This is a genomic window from Nocardia alni, from assembly GCF_019038435.1.
GTDB lineage: Bacteria > Actinomycetota > Actinomycetes > Mycobacteriales > Mycobacteriaceae > Nocardia > Nocardia alni.
On sequence record NZ_JAGPOX010000120.1, the window covers coordinates 1 to 15,600 of the forward strand.

The 15,600-nt window shown below is 66.7% G+C and carries 17 protein-coding genes; 7 read left to right on the forward strand and 10 right to left on the reverse strand.

What is annotated here, in order from left to right; all coding sequences use genetic code 11:
- The coding region (orn, locus tag JZ791_RS33320) for an oligoribonuclease (protein ID WP_254206767.1) at positions 1–472 on the reverse strand (472 nt) is incomplete at its 3' end.
- A gap of 297 nt (positions 473–769) precedes the next feature.
- On the opposite strand from orn, the gene JZ791_RS33325 reads away from it, so the two are divergent.
- Both JZ791_RS33325 and JZ791_RS33330 read left to right on the forward strand, forming a co-directional pair.
- Entirely contained in the window at positions 770–2,494 is a 1,725-nt protein-coding gene (locus tag JZ791_RS33325) for a helicase HerA-like domain-containing protein (RefSeq protein WP_216900026.1), read from the forward strand.
- Positions 2,495–2,568: 74 nt separating this feature from the next.
- Positions 2,569–2,988, forward strand: a complete 420-nt coding sequence (locus tag JZ791_RS33330) for a hypothetical protein (protein WP_216900028.1) — start codon at positions 2,569–2,571, stop codon at positions 2,986–2,988.
- Here JZ791_RS33330 and JZ791_RS33335 read toward each other — a convergent pair.
- Complete coding sequence (locus JZ791_RS33335) at positions 2,942–3,889, reverse strand: amidohydrolase family protein (protein WP_216900030.1); 948 nt, start codon at positions 3,887–3,889, stop codon at positions 2,942–2,944. The two genes, JZ791_RS33330 and JZ791_RS33335, sit on opposite strands and share 47 nt — an antisense overlap.
- Before the next feature lie 96 nt (positions 3,890–3,985).
- Between JZ791_RS33335 and JZ791_RS33340 the strand changes: the two genes are divergently transcribed.
- Entirely contained in the window at positions 3,986–4,435 is a 450-nt protein-coding gene (locus JZ791_RS33340; RefSeq protein WP_308163227.1) for a MarR family winged helix-turn-helix transcriptional regulator, read from the forward strand.
- A gap of 21 nt (positions 4,436–4,456) precedes the next feature.
- Here the strand turns inward: JZ791_RS33340 and lysA are convergent, their stop codons facing one another.
- The 6 genes from lysA to JZ791_RS33370 form a co-directional block, all read right to left on the reverse strand.
- Complete coding sequence (gene lysA, locus JZ791_RS33345; protein WP_216900032.1) at positions 4,457–5,800, reverse strand: diaminopimelate decarboxylase; 1,344 nt, start codon at positions 5,798–5,800, stop codon at positions 4,457–4,459.
- A gap of 157 nt (positions 5,801–5,957) precedes the next feature.
- A complete protein-coding gene (cmrA, locus tag JZ791_RS33350) occupies positions 5,958–6,752 on the reverse strand; it encodes a mycolate reductase (RefSeq protein ID WP_216900034.1) in 795 nt (264 codons plus the stop codon).
- A gap of 57 nt (positions 6,753–6,809) precedes the next feature.
- Positions 6,810–7,406 (reverse strand): VOC family protein, encoded by a 597-nt coding sequence (locus JZ791_RS33355; RefSeq protein WP_216900036.1) that lies wholly within the window; start codon positions 7,404–7,406, stop codon positions 6,810–6,812.
- Positions 7,407–7,534: 128 nt separating this feature from the next.
- On the reverse strand, positions 7,535–9,583 hold the full coding sequence (locus JZ791_RS33360) for an NADPH-dependent 2,4-dienoyl-CoA reductase (RefSeq protein WP_216900038.1): 2,049 nt from the start codon (positions 9,581–9,583) through the stop codon (positions 7,535–7,537).
- Positions 9,584–9,604: 21 nt separating this feature from the next.
- Complete coding sequence (locus tag JZ791_RS33365) at positions 9,605–10,156, reverse strand: PadR family transcriptional regulator (RefSeq protein ID WP_216900041.1); 552 nt, start codon at positions 10,154–10,156, stop codon at positions 9,605–9,607.
- An 89-nt stretch (positions 10,157–10,245) separates the two neighbouring features.
- Entirely contained in the window at positions 10,246–10,860 is a 615-nt protein-coding gene (locus JZ791_RS33370; RefSeq protein ID WP_308163228.1) for a TetR family transcriptional regulator, read from the reverse strand.
- 241 nt (positions 10,861–11,101) lie between these two features.
- Here JZ791_RS33370 and JZ791_RS33375 point away from each other — a divergent pair, with 241 nt between their 5' ends.
- Genes JZ791_RS33375 through JZ791_RS33385 form a run of 3 tightly spaced genes read left to right on the forward strand, consistent with a single transcriptional unit; the run spans position 11,102 to position 13,727 of the window.
- Positions 11,102–12,214, forward strand: a complete 1,113-nt coding sequence (locus JZ791_RS33375) for a ferredoxin reductase (RefSeq protein ID WP_216900045.1) — start codon at positions 11,102–11,104, stop codon at positions 12,212–12,214.
- A 29-nt stretch (positions 12,215–12,243) separates the two neighbouring features.
- Positions 12,244–13,410 carry a fatty acid desaturase family protein gene (locus JZ791_RS33380; RefSeq protein ID WP_216900047.1) on the forward strand — a complete coding sequence of 389 codons (1,167 nt, stop codon included), beginning with the start codon at positions 12,244–12,246 and terminating at the stop codon, positions 13,408–13,410.
- A complete protein-coding gene (locus tag JZ791_RS33385) occupies positions 13,407–13,727 on the forward strand; it encodes a hypothetical protein (protein ID WP_216900049.1) in 321 nt (106 codons plus the stop codon). The genes JZ791_RS33380 and JZ791_RS33385 overlap by 4 nt, the downstream gene beginning before the upstream one ends.
- Here the strand turns inward: JZ791_RS33385 and JZ791_RS33390 are convergent.
- Complete coding sequence (locus JZ791_RS33390) at positions 13,724–14,278, reverse strand: DUF4254 domain-containing protein (protein ID WP_216900051.1); 555 nt, start codon at positions 14,276–14,278, stop codon at positions 13,724–13,726. The genes JZ791_RS33385 and JZ791_RS33390 overlap by 4 nt on opposite strands.
- A gap of 440 nt (positions 14,279–14,718) precedes the next feature.
- Between JZ791_RS33390 and JZ791_RS33395 the strand changes: the two genes are divergently transcribed.
- Positions 14,719–15,039 (forward strand): hypothetical protein, encoded by a 321-nt coding sequence (locus JZ791_RS33395; protein ID WP_216900053.1) that lies wholly within the window; start codon positions 14,719–14,721, stop codon positions 15,037–15,039.
- A gap of 24 nt (positions 15,040–15,063) precedes the next feature.
- Here JZ791_RS33395 and JZ791_RS33400 read toward each other — a convergent pair whose 3' ends face one another.
- A complete protein-coding gene (locus tag JZ791_RS33400) occupies positions 15,064–15,597 on the reverse strand; it encodes a GTP-binding protein (protein ID WP_308163229.1) in 534 nt (177 codons plus the stop codon).
- Positions 15,598–15,600: the final 3 nt, after the last annotated feature.

Sequence of the window (15,600 nt, forward strand, 5' to 3'; positions counted from 1 at the left end):
CTTTGATGTCGGCCAGGGCGCGGTGTTTGAGGCCCTTTTCGGGCTGGCCGAAGTAGATGCGGGGGTACCAGCGGCGGCACAGTTCCTTGATCGAGCTGACGTCGATCATGCGGTAGTGCAGGTGGGCGTCCAAGGCGGGCATGTCGCGGGCCAGGAAGCCGCGGTCGGTGGCGATGGAGTTGCCTGCCAGGGGGACCGTGCCGGGGGTGGGGACGTACTTCTTGATGTAGTCCATGACCTGCTGTTCGGCCTCTTCGAGGGTGGTCGTAGAGGCGCGCACCTCTTCGGTCAGGCCAGAGCGGGCGTGCATCTCCTGCACCACGGGGGGCATCGAGGCCAGGGCCGCATCGTCGGCGTGGATGACGATGTCCACGCCCTCACCGAGGATATTGAGGTCGCTGTCGGTGACCAGTGCGGACACCTCGATCAGCTTGTCGCTGTCCAGCCGCAGGCCGGTCATCTCGCAATCCATCCACACCACAAGTTTCTCGGACACTGGCAAAGACTAGCCCGGTCGTCTGCGGCCACGACCCGCCCCACCGAACCTTGTGTGCGAAATGTGTCCGTTATCCCGCCGCGTGTCGTGCGGATCACGCGGTGCCGATGAGCGGGTCATACGCCACATGGCCGGAGTCGCGGTGTAGTTGCCGAAGGACGCAAATGCGGCGTCGGGCGACGGTCGGCGATATTGTTTTTGCAGAATCCGCGCTTGGATCAGGCGGTCGGCAATGTTGGCGAGAAGTTAGCAGAGCGGACGGAGGATCGGGCGATGACGACACCGGCGGAGAAGGCGGCGGCCGCGCGCAAGGCGGCGCAGGACGCGGCGCGGATCGCGGCGGAGGCGGCGGCCGCCGCGGACGAGGCCGAGCGAGAGGCGGCCGATCAGGAGGTCGCCAAGGCGGAGTCCGATGCGGCGGAGTCAGCGGGTGCCACCACGAATGGTGCCGCCGCGACGGATTCCCCCGCGAAAGCCCCTGCATCCGGATCCGCCGCCGCACAGGAGATCGCCGCGGGGTACGCCTTCGAGGGCGCGGCCCTGGAACTCGGCACGGTACTCATCGACGGCGCGGTGGATTCCTCTGCCCTCGTGCGAATCCCGATGAAGACCATGAACCGGCACGGTCTCATCGCGGGCGCGACCGGCACCGGTAAGACCAAGACGCTCCAGGGTATCGCCGAACAGCTCTCCGCCGCAGGGGTTCCCGTGGTGCTGGCCGACGTGAAGGGCGACCTGTCGGGGCTGGCGCAGCCGGGCGCCGCCAGCGACAAGCTCACCGCCCGTGCCGCGGAAACCGGTGACACGCAATGGAGGCCGAGTGGATTCCCGACCGAATTCGTCTCGCTCGGCACCGAGGGCATCGGCGTGCCGATCCGCGCCACCATCACGTCGTTCGGTCCGGTATTGCTCAGTAAAGTACTGGGGCTCAACGAGACTCAGGAGTCCACCCTCGGCCTGATCTTCCATTGGGCCGACAAGCAGGGCCTGGCGCTGCTGGACCTGAAGGATCTGCGCGCGGTGATCCAGCACCTGACCAGTCCCGAGGGCAAGCAGGATCTCAAAGGCATCGGCGGGGTGTCGGCCGCCACGGCCGGGGTGATCCTGCGCGCCCTGGTCAACCTCGAGGGCGAGGGTGGCGACACGTTTTTCGGTGAGCCGGAACTGGATCCGCGAGATCTGCTGCGCACCGCCGGCGGACAGGGCGTGATCACGCTGTTCGAACTGGGCGCGCAGTCGGCGCGGCCGGTGCTGTTCTCCACCTTCCTGATGTGGGTGCTGGCGGACCTGTTCCAGACGCTGCCGGAGATCGGCGATATGGACAGGCCCAAGCTGGTGTTCATCTTCGACGAGGCGCACCTGCTGTTCAACGGCGCGTCCAAGGCGTTCCTGGAGCAGGTCGAGCAGACGGTGCGGCTGATCCGCTCCAAGGGCGTCGGCGTGTTCTTCTGCACCCAGTTGCCCACCGATATCCCGAATCCCGTGCTGTCCCAACTGGGTGCGCGCATTCAGCACGCCCTGCGCGCGTTCACGCCCGACGATCAGAAGGCGCTGTCCAAGACGGTGCGCACCTACCCCAAGACCGCCGCGTACGACCTGGAGAATGCGCTGACCTCCCTGGGCACCGGCGAGGCGATCGTGACGGTGCTTTCGGAACAGGGTGCGCCCACGCCCGTGGCCTGGGTGCGGCTGCGCCCGCCACGCTCGCTGATGGACACCATCGGCGAGGACGCGATCCGCTCGCGCGCGAAGTCCAGCGCGCTCGACGCCAAGTACGGTCGAACCATCGACCGCGAGTCGGCGTACGAGATTCTGAACGCGAAAGTCGATGCGGCGCAGGATGAACCACCGAAACCCAGGCCCGATGCGCAACGCCCGGAGCCGAGTGCGGCCGAGCGCATCATGGACAACCCGGCGGTCAAGAGCTTCCTGCGGAACACCGCCGCGGTCGCGGGCCGTGAGATCAGCCGCAGTATCTTCGGCACCCGCAAGCGGTGAGCGCCGGGCGGGGGCATGAACGAGCGCAGCGAGCGAACGATAGACACAGCCGAGAACCATGGTGGAAGATCGTCATGCGCTCGCAACTGGTGCTGATCGCCTTCGGACCGCTGTGCTACCTACTGGGCGCGGCCGTCGGCCGCTCGTTCTCGATCGGCGGGGCGCTGATCGACGTGAGCCCGGGCCCGATCGTCGGCGGCATTCTGGGCGTGATCGTCGGATCGTTCCTGCGGCACGCCAAGCTCGAGCGGGTCGCGGTGATCTACTCCGTGCTTCTGGCGATCGGGCTCGCGGCGCTGGTGGCGTACTTCGTGCTCCACGCCCGCGAATCCCCGCCGCGAGCCGTCGGCCTGCTGGTGATCGCCGGTGTGACGCTGGGGCTACCCGGACTCGCGGGCGTCCTGGGCAGCTGGCTCGCCTATCGGCACCAGCGACACCACGACAGACTCAGCGCGCGAGTCGCGGGAACAACATCTCGGCCGCACCTCGATTAGCCGCGTGCAGCTCACCCTCGCCCCAGCCGTCGAAGGTGTCCAGGTGGTGGTTGAAGTACTCGCCTGCGGTCTGCGGGGCGAAGGGCCAGTCGCTGCCGTAGAGGATGTGGCCGGACGCGGCGAAGGCCCGCAGCGAGGGCAGGGCGGTCGGGCTGGCGGACAGGGCGGTATCGAAATAGAAGCGGCGCAGGTCGGCCAGGATGTCCTCGGGGGTGCGCTCCGGATGGAGCACGGTGCTGGTGACCGCGACGCGGTGCGCGAGGTAGGGGAGCGCTCCACCGGCATGCGACAGGATCACCCGCATGCGCGGATAGCGGTTCAATACCCCGGCCAGGACCATGTCGACCGCGGTGCGGGTGGTGTCGAACGTGAAGTCGACGACCGGGGTGGGCGCGCCCGGCAGCATGGGCAGCGCCAGCGCGGTCGGGTGCAGGAACACCACCGCGTCACGGGCGTCGAGTTCGGCCCACAGCGGTTCGTACAGTGGATCGCCGAGGTAATGACCGTTCGCGTTGGTCATCAGGACCACGCCGTCGGCGTGCAGTTCGTCGTAGGCGTAGGCGGTCTCGGCGATCGCGCCGTCCACGTCCGGCAGCGGCAGGCTGGCGAACAGGCCGAAGCGGTCGGGGTGATCCTTGACCACCTCGGCGGTGAAATCATTGTTGGCCCTGGATAATTCGCGGGCCTTGGCGTCGTCGCCGAAGTGGGTGCCGGGCGCGCTGACCGACAGCACCCCGGTGGCGATGCCGGTCTGGTCCATCATCGCGATGGTCGACTCGGCGCTCCAGTCGGGGAGCGGCCAGCCTGCCGCGGTGAGGTTGTGCTCGCGCAGGAGGCGGGCGTAGTGCGGCGGGAGGATGTGCTGGTGAACGTCTATGCGGGCGGGTGCGGATTCGCTCATTGCGAAGGCTCCTCTGGATGTGAGCTGTACATTCCGGCAAGCATTTAGCTAGACAATATTTAGCATGCTAAATATTGCAGTGTTAGGCTAACACCCGTGACAACGGACGACAAGGACGGAATCGAGGAGCTGGCGCGCGCCGCCGACGCGCTGTTCCTGGCCATGCGACAGGCCCGCTCGTCCGTCCTCTCGCCCGATCAGCTCTCGATCTCCCAGCAGGCGCTGCTCGAGCCGTTGCTGGACGAGGCCGCACTTCCGGTCGGGGTGCTGGCCTCGGCGGCCGGGGTCAGCGTGCCGACCGCCACTCGCATGCTCAAACAGCTCGAGGTCAAGGGCATGCTCACCCGCACCCGCGCCGCGCAGGACGAGCGCCGCGTGCTGGTCGAGCTGACCACGCTGGGGCGGCAGCAGGTGATGGGGATGCGCACGCTACGCCGCGACGCGCAGACGCGCGGGCTGGCGGAGTTCGCTCCCGAGGAGCGGCGCGAGTTCGCCGCGCAGATGCTCAAGCTCGCGCGGATCATCAAAGATTCAGCGCTGCACTGAAATCGGACGGTCGTCCCGGACTCAGCCCAGGTCTCGTGCCAGCAGATCGGCAGAGGTCTCCCGGCGGATCATCTCGTGGCAGCGACCTTCGTGAACCGAGATCACCGGGGGCCGCCCGACACCGTTGTAGGTGGAGGCCAGGCTGTGGTGATAGGCCCCGGTGCATGGAATCGCCAGCACCTCGCCCGGGCGCAGATCCGTGGGCAGCTGAACGTCGGCGGCGAGGATATCGCCTGCCTCGCAATAGCGTCCGGCCACCGTCGCGGTCATGTGCGGGCCCGTGGGGTGCCGGTTGGCGACGACGGCGTCGTAACGCGCGCCGTACAGCGCAACGCGCGGGTTGTCGTTCATCCCGCCGTCGACGATGACGAAGGTGCGCCCGCCCTCGATGTGCTTGACCGTCATCACCCGGTACAGCGTCACGCCCGCGCGGGCGACGATGGCGCGACCGGGCTCGAGCGAAATCCGCGGGCGCGCGAAGTGATTCAGCGCGCACGCCGCGTCCAGGGCGTCCTCGATGATGTCGGCGAGCATCGACAGGTCCATCTCCACGTCGCCGCACCGGTAGGCCACCGCGTGTCCGCCGCCGATGTCCAGCTGCGGCAGGGTGACACCGTATTCGTGCTCCACGCGCGACATTTCGGCGACCAGACGACGAATCGCCTCACCGTAGAAGTCCGGATCGCAGATCTGCGAGCCGAGATGGCAGTGCAGGCCGACCAATTCGAGCATCGGCTGGCGCATGACCCGATCGATCGCCTCCTTGGCGGCCGTGCTGCCGAGCGGGAAGCCGAACTTCTGGTCGATCACGCCGGTGCGCACCGCCGGGTGACCGTGTACGTCGATATCGGGCGATAGGCGCAGCAGCACCTGCTGTTTGCGCGTGGCCACCGCCGACAGCAGGGTGACCTCGGTGAGCGAGTCGATGACGATCCGGTCCACGCCGGCCTTCATCGCGGATTCCAGCTCCGAGAGCGGCTTTCCGCTGCCGTGCAGCACGATCCGCGCGGGATCCACCCCCGCGGCGAGGGCGATGGCGAGCTCACCGGCCGAGCACACGTCGACCGACAGGCCCTCCTCGGCGACCCAGCGCACGATCCCCTTGGTGAGCATCGCCTTCGCGGCGTAGATGACCTCAGCGTCGGGGAAGTACTTGCGGTAGGCCTGGCAGCGGCGGCGCACCTCGGTCTCGTCCAGAACATACGTCGGGGTGCCGTACTGATCCGCGATATCGGCCAGCACGACCCCTCCCACGGTGATCTGACCCAGATCGTCGTAGTGCGTCTCGCACGGCCAGACGGTCGAATCGAGGCGCGGGGACGTCATCCCCGACCGCAGCGAAGGGAAGATCTCGAGCAGCGTCACGGCTTCTTCTCCTGTGTGTTCCCCGCTTTCTGCTTCGACTGCGGGGCCACTGTCAGGACTACGCCGCTTTCACTGGGGAAAAACGGCCCGTAACGCACCTTTGACCTACTGCCCTTCGATCTTGACGCGGTACTGACGCCCGTGCGATCAGTAGTACTCAGCCGCCCAGTTTCTTGTAGAACGATCCCACGATCGGTGCCGTGATCGCCCGCGGCGAATACTGCCCGGCAACGCTCATACCCTTGCTGATCAGGCCCGGAACCACCCGCATCTTATTGCGCGCCAGCGCGTCGATGGACAGTTTCGCGGTGTAGGCGGCGGTGACCCAGATGAAATCGGGAATCTTGCCGCCGATCTCCTCCTGATCCGGGTTGGTCGTGCGGACCGGGCCCGGGGCGAGCAGGGTGACGTTGACGCCGCTGCCGGCCAGTTCGCCGCGCAGCGACTCGGAGAAACTGTTGGTGAACGCCTTGGTCGCGGCGTAGGTGGCGTTGTTCGGGATGGGCATGTTGCCGGCCGCCGAGCCGGTGATCAGGATCCCGCCGCCGCGGCGCTCGAGCATGCCGGGCAGTACCGCCAGGCTCAGATCGTGCACAGCGACCGCGTTGAGCTCCATGATCGAGCGTTCGAAGTTCAGATCGAGCTTGGCGACCGGACCGAAGGTGGAGACGCCGGCGTTGTTGCACAGGATCGCGATATCCCGCGACGCCAGTTCCTGGGACAGCGGGGCGCGCTGCTCACGATCGGACAGATCGATCGCGCGGACCTCGGCGGTGATTCCGTACCGCTCGGTCAGTCGCTTGGACAGCTCGTTCAGCAGTTCCTCCCGGCGCGCCACCAGGATCAGCGAATAACCGCGCCTGGCCAGTTCCTCGGCGAGGGCGGTTCCGATCCCGGAGGAGGCTCCGGTGACGACGGCACGGTTGTCGGCGGTGGGTGCAGGCAGGCTCACGCTGGGAGCGTACCGAGCCGGGCCGACCATGTCCTGTATCGGCCCGCGCTACCCAGGTCAGTGGGGTTCGGGCTCGTAGAAGGCGACGCCCCAGTTGAGGTGGCCGGACCAGACGCTGGCGATGCGGCCGCCCTGGACCGCCGGCTTGGGATCGCTGATGGGGCCGCCGCCGGTGCGGATGGTGTCGACGGTGGCGTCCAGATCCTTTGTGCCGAAGGCGATTCCGGGGAGCGTGGCGGGCTTTCCGGAGGCGACCACCTCGAGGACGGCGGATCCGGCGCGGTAGAACGCCATCTCCGGGCCCTTGGGGCCGCGCGGCTTGAAGCGGCGGCGGGGTGTGGTGGCCAGGACCGCGTTGAGTGCGCGCACCGCGTCGTCGAGGTTGGGGACCCAGTACACGATATGGTCGATGAAGCTCGCCGAGTTCGGATGCGTTGCGGCGATGCTGGTGTCGGCATCGGACCGGGTGAGCACCTCGGGGATGCCGAGCACGCCCGCGTCGGCGTGGATACCGTCGAACCCCCAGCTGGGACGGGTATCGATCATGCAGTCGATGTCGCCGATGCGAAAACCCCTGCTGTGCACGTCGAATCCCAGTGCGGACCAGGCCCCCTCGCGTCCGGGCAGGCCCAGCCGAGCCAGCGTCGCGGTCATATCCGAGCCTCCTTGCCGAGCGTGCGCCTAGATGTCATCCCGGTGTACACCCTGTCATACGGGCGCGTTGCTGCGGCATGCCTGTGCCGGGAAACCGCGTTGGCGTGATCACAGTCGGTGCACAGCGGCTATAACGATGCCGCCAGTCTGGTGCCTTGGTCGATCGCGCGCTTGGCGTCGAGTTCGGCGGCGACATCGGCGCCGCCGATGAGGTGGATCTGCACCCCGGCGGCCTGTAGAGGTTCGACGAGTTCGCGGACGGATTCCTGCCCGGCGCAGAGGATTACGTTGTCGCAGTCGATCACCGTCGGTCGCGATCGCTTCTCGCCGAAGCTGATGTGCAAGCCGCGGTCGTCGACCCGTTCGTAGTTCACCCCGCCGATCTGTTCCACGCCTTTGGCCTTGATCGCGGCGCGATGCACCCAGCCGGAGGTCTTGCCCAGGCTCTTGCCGAAGGCGCCCGACTTGCGTTGCAGCAGAACGACTTCCCTGGTCGCAGGGGAGGGTCGAGGAGTGGCGAGCTGACCGAGGGCGTCGGGATCGCCACTGGTGACACCCCATTCTTCCTTCCACTCGTCGAGTTTCAGGGCGGGGTGCCCGTCGACGGTGAGGAATTCGCTGACGTCGTAACCGATTCCGCCCGCGCCGATCACCGCGACCTTCTTGCCGACGGGCTTCTCCTCGCGTACCAGCTGCGCGTAGGTGAGCACCTTCGGGTGATCGATGCCGGGGATATCCGGAATGCGCGGGCGCACGCCGGTGGCCAGCACGACCTCGTCGTAATGCCCCTCGACCAGTTCGGCCGCGGTGATCCGGCGGTTCAGGAAGACCCGCACCCCTGCCACCTCCAGCTTGCGGGTGAAATAGCGCAGGGTTTCGTTGAATTCCTCTTTGCCGGGAATGCGCCGGGCGATCTCGAACTGCCCGCCGATCTTGTCGTCGGCCTCGAACAGGTCCACCTTGTGCCCGCGCTCGGCCAGGTTCACCGCCGCCGACAGCCCGGCCGGACCCGCGCCGACCACCGCGATCCGCCGCATGCGCCTGGTGGGCAGCAGGGTCAGTTCGGTCTCGTGGCCCGCACGCGGATTCAGCAGGCAGGACACGGTTTTGTGCACGAACGCGTGGTCCAGGCAGGCCTGATTGCAGGCGATGCAGGTGTTGATCTCGTCATCGCGGGCCTGCTGGGCCTTGTTCGCCCAGTCCGGGTCGGCCAGCAGCGGACGGGCCATCGAGATCAGGTCGGCGTCGCCTCGGGTGAGGATCTCCTCGGCGGTCTCGGGCATATTGATCCGGTTGGACGCGCAGACCGGAATGCTCACCCGCGCCTTCACTTTCGCGGTGTATTCCACGAATGCCGCGCGTGGGACCGAGGTGACGATGGTGGGCACCCGGGCCTCGTGCCAGCCGATATCGGTATTGATGATGCTGACGCCGGCCTGTTCCAGCTCCGTTGCCAGCGCGAGGATCTCGTGCTCTGTCTGGCCGTGCTCGACGAATTCGGCCATGGACAGCCGGAATACGATGATGAACTCCGGGCCGAGGGCCGCGCGCATGCGCCGCACGATCTCCAGCGGGAACCGCCGCCGATTCTCGGCCGACCCGCCCCAGCGGTCGGTGCGCTTGTTGGTGCGCGGGGCCAGGAACTGGTTGATCAGATAGCCCTCGCCGCCCATCACCTCGACGCCGTCGTACCCGGCGAGCTTGGCCAGTTCCGCGGTGCGCACGTAATCGCCGATGGTGCGCTCGATCCCCTTCTGCGACAGCTTGCGCGGCCGGAACGGGTTGATCGGGGCCTTGATCGAGGATGCCGACACACTGAACGGCACATAGGAATAACGCCCGGCGTGCAGAATCTGAACGGCGATCTTGCCGCCCTCGGCGTGAACGGCCCGGGCGATCCGGCGATGCCGGTAGGCCTCGGTGCGGGAGGTGAGCTTCGCGCCGAACGGCAGCAGCCAGCCCTCCCGGTTCGGCGAATAGCCGCCGGTGATGATCAAACCCACACCGCCGCGGGCGCGTTCGGCGAAATAGGCCGCGAGCTTGTCGATATCCCACGCCCGGTCTTCGAGGCCGGTGTGCATGGAGCCCATCACCACCCGGTTGCGCAGGGTGGTGAAGCCCAGGTCCAAGGGCTCGAACAGGTGCGGATACGGGTTGGACGCCGAATTCGCGGGCATCGGTTCACCTCTCGGGATGGGTTACGGTGCGGTGGTCTGGCCGTCGAGTGCCGCGAGTACCTCGTCGCACCACTCGGAGAAACCCGCCTCGACGCGAATTCCGCCACGCAGCACCAGATATTGATGCAGTGCGGTGCCCGAGAGGCGATGCGGGTCGGGGAAGTCCTTCTTCTCGATCAGCCGGTACACCTCGAGCCGCTGCGCGTGCGCGTCGCGGTGCCGGACCACCTCCGCGCGCAAGGCCGCGGGATCGCCGTGGGCCGCCGCGCGGATCTTCACACCCAGCTCGCTGCGCAGCGGGCCGATGTCCTCGGCGGGCTCGGCGATCCACCGGGCCAGCTCGGCACGGCCGGACGCGCTCACGGTGTACACCTTCTTGTCGGGGCGGCCCGACTGTACGACGGCCTCCCCGCTCACCCAGCCGGACTCCTCCATCCGCCTGAGCACGCGATAGATCTGCTGGTGGGTGGCGCTCCAGAAGAATCCGATGGACTTGTCGAACCGCCGCGCCAGCTCATAGCCCGAACCGGCGCGCTCGGTCAGCGATACCAACAGCGCATGCTCGAGTGCCATGGGCCGAGGCTAGCTGATACCTGTCGTACTATGCAACTGAGTGCATAGGGTGACCGTCAGTGCCGCGCCCGGGCAGTTCGGTATGCCGATTACGGTGTGGAGCGCCAGGCGGCGATGCCCAGGGCGATCAGGCGGACCTGACTGACCGTGCGTTCCACGATCTCGGGGCGGTCGCGGGGGAGGGCGGCGACGTAGTCGGCGATATGGCCCGCGACGGTGGAGACGATCAGGTCCGCGGCCAGTTCGAGGTCGTCGGGGGACCAGCTGTCCAGGGCGCGCAGACGTGAGAGATCCACCACCAATTCCCTGGTGAGCAGCTGCATTTCGATCGAGATGGCGCGTCGCAGGGCCGCGGAGCCGCCGTGCCGTTCGCGAATCAGGAACCCGTACAGCGCATCCCGGCCCGCGATCTGGGTGAACACGAAGCGCACGGTCTCGGCCAGGCGGGCGTCGGGGGTGCGGCGCAGATCCCGTAGGGCCACGCGCAATTGGCGCACGCTCTCGTCGACCAGTGTGGTGCCCAGCTCGTCCAGGGAGGTGAAGTGCCGGTAGAACGCCGTCGGCACGATTCCGGCGGAGCGTGCGACCTCGCGCAGGCTGAGCGCCGCGAAGCCCCGTTCGGCGGCCAGCGTCAATGTGCCCTCGAGCAGGGCCTGGCGGGTGCGCTCCTTGCGCTCGACCCGAGACTCCACCTGATCACTCACGACACCTCCTCGCTGGCGCTCGTCGGCGCCGTGCGTCGAAGCATGCTGTGTCGATGGTTCGCTCCGCTGCGCTCCACTCACGTCGACGAGCATACATCCGTTCACGATGCATCAACCCCTCGGAATGTCGCCTCGGTCACATGAGTTGCAGGTTGAACTTCCGTATCTCTTCGATGCACACTATATGAGTGTACAGATGTGCACTGAATATTGAACGCCTCGATGGCAGCGGGAGACAGCGATGGCAGGACTGATCGATCTGGTGCAGACGTTGACCACGCCGCACACCCTCGATCGATATCTGGAACTGGTGCACCCGACGCTGACCGTGCGGGATATGCGCGCCGAGATCGTCGAGGTCGACCGCGACACCCGAGGGTCGGTCACCCTCACCCTGCGCCCGACCCGGCAGTGGCGCGGGCATCGCGCGGGGCAATATGTGCAGATCGGCGTGCTGATCGACGGGGTCAAGCACACCCGCTGCTATTCGCCGATCGACCCGCAGGGCGACGGCGGCGACCGGCGGCTGCGGCTGACCGTCAAGGCACATCCGAACGGCCTCGTCTCGCAATACCTGCGCCGTCGCGCCGAGCCCGGCATGGTCGTGGATCTGGCGCCCGCGACGGGGAATTTCACCCTGCCGGAACCGAATTCGGAGCGGATCGTGCTGATCAGCGGAGGCAGTGGGATCACCCCCGTGCTGTCGATGCTGCGCAGTCTGGACGCGCGGGAGCATCGCGGACAGGTGGTCTTCCTGCATTACGCGCGCTCACCGGAGATGGTGCCGCATCGCGCCGAGCTGGTGCGGATCGCCGAACGTCGTCCCAATTTCCACATAGCACTGGGATATCCGGGTACGTGGCCTTCCGAGGTGCTCAGTGGCGCCCCGTGGAGCTGTGCGGCCAGCCCGATCTCGGGCCGCTTCGGCTACGACCAGCTCGAGCGGATCGCGCCATGGTTCGCCACCGCGCAGACCTACGTCTGCGGCCCGGCGTCGCTGATGGACGCGGTCCGCACGGTGTACGAGGCCGAGGGGCTCGAGGATCGTCTGCACACCGAGGAATTCACGTTCACCGCGACTCCGGTGCGCCCGGACGAGGTCACGGGAACCACGATCTTCTCCGCGAGCGGGGTGACGGCCGGGAACACCGGAGCGAGTCTGCTCGAGCAGGCCGAATCCGCGGGGCTCACACCGGAACACGGTTGCCGGATGGGAATCTGCATGTCCTGCACCGCGATCAAGCGTTCCGGCTGCGTCCGCAACCTGCGCACAGGGGAACTCGACGCGGACCCCGACCATCCGATTCAACTGTGCATCAATGCCGCCGTCGGTGACGCGCGGATCGACATCTGACACATCCGACATTCGAGATAGGGGAGATCATGACCATACTCACCGAAACCCAGGACGGCCCACTGGTTCTCACCAGGGAACAGGTCGAGGAGATCGGCCGCGTCCTGGACGAGCTGCGCGAGCGCGTCACCGCCGATCTGGGCGAGCGGGACCGCGACTACATCTACTCGATCATCAAGGCGCAGCGCGGTTTCGAGATCGCCGGGCGCGGACTGATGTATCTTGGCTTCCTGCCGCCGTTCTGGCTGGCCGGCGTGGCGGCGCTGAGCCTGTCCAAGATCCTGGACAACATGGAGATCGGCCACAACGTCATGCACGGCCAGTGGGACTGGATGCGTGAGCCGAGCCTGAATTCCCGTGTGTTCGAATGGGATACGGTCTGCCCGGCCGATCAGTGGAAGCATTCGCACAACTACGTGCACCACACCTACACCAACATCCACGGCCGGGACCGCGATATCGGCTACGGCGTGCTGCGCATCGACGAAGGGCAGGAGTGGAATCCGTACTACCTGGGCAATCCGGTCTACGCCTTCGCCCTGATGATGCTGTTCGAGTGGGGCGTGATGCTGCACGACCTCGAGTTCGACAACATCGTGCGCGGCAAGCGATCCTGGTCCGATATCAAGCGGCTGGTCAAGGGCCAGTGGCGCAAGGCGGGCCGCCAGGTGCTCAAGGACTATGTGGTGTTCCCGCTGCTGACCGGGCCCCTGTTCGTCTCCACGCTGGCCGGTAACGTCACGGCCAATCTGGTGCGCAACGTGTGGGCGTACTCGATCATCTTCTGCGGCCACTTCCCCTCGGGCGTACAGACGTTCACCGAGGATGAGACCGCGCAGGAGACACGCGGCGAATGGTATGTGCGGCAGATGCTCGGCTCGGCGAACATCACCGGCAGCAAACTGTTCCACATCCTGTCCGGAAACCTCTCGCACCAGATCGAGCACCACCTGTTCCCCGACCTCCCGGCGAACCGCTATCCCGAGATCGCGCCCGAGGTCCGGGCGCTGTGCGAGAAGTACGGACTGCCCTACAACGCCGGGCCGCTGAGCCGGCAGATCGGTTCGGTGTGGTCGAAGCTGTTCCGTCTGGCACTGCCGCCCGCGCTCGCCGGGAAGGCCCAGCTACCGGGTGTTATCGTAATGCGGGAGCAGTCCAAGCCAGAGCCGGATCCGAGCGAAGCGGGCGTTGAATGATCGGAAAATTCGAGAGCAACAAGGATCTGATCCAAGAGTTGACCTCGCAGGGCGCGAAGCATGTCGGCAATATCGCCACGATCATCACCGGCACGGTCGCCGAGGTCACCAAGGAGATCGGCGACTGGGTCACCGATGTGATCGAGATGCGCGAGGCCGCTGCCGCCGCGCAGCGCGATCGGCAGGCCGCGCACGGCGTCAACGCCGGACGCGAGGAGCCCGACGTGCTGATCGATGATCCAGCGCCGAGTGCACGAGTGTCCGCCGACGAGCCGTACATCGACGCCGACGTCGAGATCACGGACCCCGAGCGCTAGAACACCGGCAGCCGACGCCGGTGCTCGGCCACGTCGGTGATCAGATCCTTGTACCCGTCGGCAAGTTCGGCCAGCCGCACCCAATGCATATGGGCCTCGCCGTCCACCTCGCGCCGCCGGGAGGTCGTATGGCCGCGGGACTTGTCGTTGATCTGGGATATACCCAGAGCATGTTGTGCCGCAACCCATTTCGCGGCCATCCGATCGATGACCGCGCCGAGCGTCTCGGTGTGCAGCGAGGCGCCGGAGCGGTGCGCGATATTCCCGGCCACCCAGACGTCGATGCCGGCCACCTGCTCGGCGCGGCGGTCGTCGATATCGTCCATGAGCTGACGGCACCGGATCAGCTGGTCGCTGTCGGCGCCCGGCGCGTGCACGCCGGCCAGCGTGCTGACCCGGCGCTCGTGACAGGCGACCAGTTCGTGGGCTGCGATCAGGACCGCCCGATGTCGTACCCGCCCGTTGACCGGGGCGCGAAAGGCCTGCAGTAGGTCGGCCACGGACGGCAGTCCATCGGATCCGATACGGCCACTGGCATATTCGGCCGCCATCACACACCCACCCTCGCATCGGCATGAAGAAGTGGTTGCGCCAGGGCCGGGGAGGTCGACTGGGAACACTCCCCAGCACCGGCGCAGTTCCGCCTCCCACACACACGGCAATCCACCACAAACACTCACGGGCAGAACCGGGAAATCCGCGACGATGCGATAGAGTCCGGGAAACGGGACTATTTCAGGAAAGCGCGTCCCCATCAACCGCGCAACCAACCTTGGTCAGAACTGTGAAGCTGCCGGGGAATCGTTATAAAGAATTACGGCGCGGTTACATGAGCGCGTAGATCGATGATTCATCGCGGCGATTTCCGGTGTCGGCGCGGACCGTCCGGGCATTGGCACACGTTCGTCGGCCCATGGATCAGCGCATATCGGTGGCAACCCCGCGCCCAGATGGCTGCGATACCCGGGATTGTTCCGTAACCTGGTATTTCGTGTCCGCCTATGTGTCTTCTCCCGAGCTGACCTTCGGCTTCCTGTTCGCGCTGGAAGATCCGGAGCGAATCGCCGAGGTGGTCCGCGAGCTCATGGAGCGCCGCACGGTCTCGGTCTTCCGGCTGGCTCACATGTCCGGAGCCGACGATCCGCCCGAGCGCTACGTGGTGAACTGGGCCGCCATCCCGCAGATCGCGGTCACCACCTCCGCTCCGGACGCCATGGAGTTGCTGGAACGGAAGATGATGCTCATCAACGCCTTCCTCGGTGAGGGCGGCGAGATCAGCCTGTACTCGTCCGAGGGGAAAACTCCCAGGTAGAACCCGATATCCCGAGTGGTCCGATCAGCTGGCCGCCGCCAGCCGATGGATCAGCACCTGCTCCAGCAACGCCACCAGGACCTGCTTGACCGACTCGCGCTCGCGGGCGTCGCATTCGACCACGTGTACCGACTCGTTCACGCCCAGCGCCTCACGCACCTCGTCGATGTCGAATCGGGTGCTCTCGGGGAAGCGGTTGACCGCGACCACGAAGGCCGTGTCGTGCTTCTCGAAGTAGTCCAGGACCGGGAAGCAGTCCTCGATACGCTCGGTGTCGACCAGGATCACCCCACCCAGCGCGCCGTCGAGCAGATCGTCCCACAGGAATTCGAACCGCTCCTGGCCCGGCGTGCCGAACACGTACAGCACCAGCGAGCGATCCAGGGTGATCCGCCCGAAATCCATCGCCACCGTGGTGGTGGTCTTGTCCGTGCGCGGGCCCGGATCGTCCACGCCGACCGACACCTCGGTCATCGCGGCCTCGGTGGATAGCGGCTCGATTTCGGAGATGGCGCCGATGAAGGTGGTCTTGCCGACGCCGAAGCCGCCGCTGATCACGAT

Excerpts from the sequence above, each read along its gene's own strand:
- JZ791_RS33325 (WP_216900026.1), top strand. The coding sequence starts at position 770 with ATGACGACACCGGCGGAGAAGGCGGCGGCCGCGCGCAAGGCGGCGCAG.
- JZ791_RS33330 (WP_216900028.1), top strand. The coding sequence starts at position 2,569 with ATGCGCTCGCAACTGGTGCTGATCGCCTTCGGACCGCTGTGCTACCTA.
- JZ791_RS33335 (WP_216900030.1), bottom strand. The coding sequence starts at position 3,889 with ATGAGCGAATCCGCACCCGCCCGCATAGACGTTCACCAGCACATCCTC.
- JZ791_RS33355 (WP_216900036.1), bottom strand. The coding sequence starts at position 7,406 with ATGACCGCGACGCTGGCTCGGCTGGGCCTGCCCGGACGCGAGGGGGCC.
- JZ791_RS33360 (WP_216900038.1), bottom strand. The coding sequence starts at position 9,583 with ATGCCCGCGAATTCGGCGTCCAACCCGTATCCGCACCTGTTCGAGCCC.
- JZ791_RS33365 (WP_216900041.1), bottom strand. The coding sequence starts at position 10,156 with ATGGCACTCGAGCATGCGCTGTTGGTATCGCTGACCGAGCGCGCCGGT.
- JZ791_RS33375 (WP_216900045.1), top strand. The coding sequence starts at position 11,102 with ATGGCAGGACTGATCGATCTGGTGCAGACGTTGACCACGCCGCACACC.
- JZ791_RS33380 (WP_216900047.1), top strand. The coding sequence starts at position 12,244 with ATGACCATACTCACCGAAACCCAGGACGGCCCACTGGTTCTCACCAGG.
- JZ791_RS33385 (WP_216900049.1), top strand. The coding sequence starts at position 13,407 with ATGATCGGAAAATTCGAGAGCAACAAGGATCTGATCCAAGAGTTGACC.
- JZ791_RS33390 (WP_216900051.1), bottom strand. The coding sequence starts at position 14,278 with ATGGCGGCCGAATATGCCAGTGGCCGTATCGGATCCGATGGACTGCCG.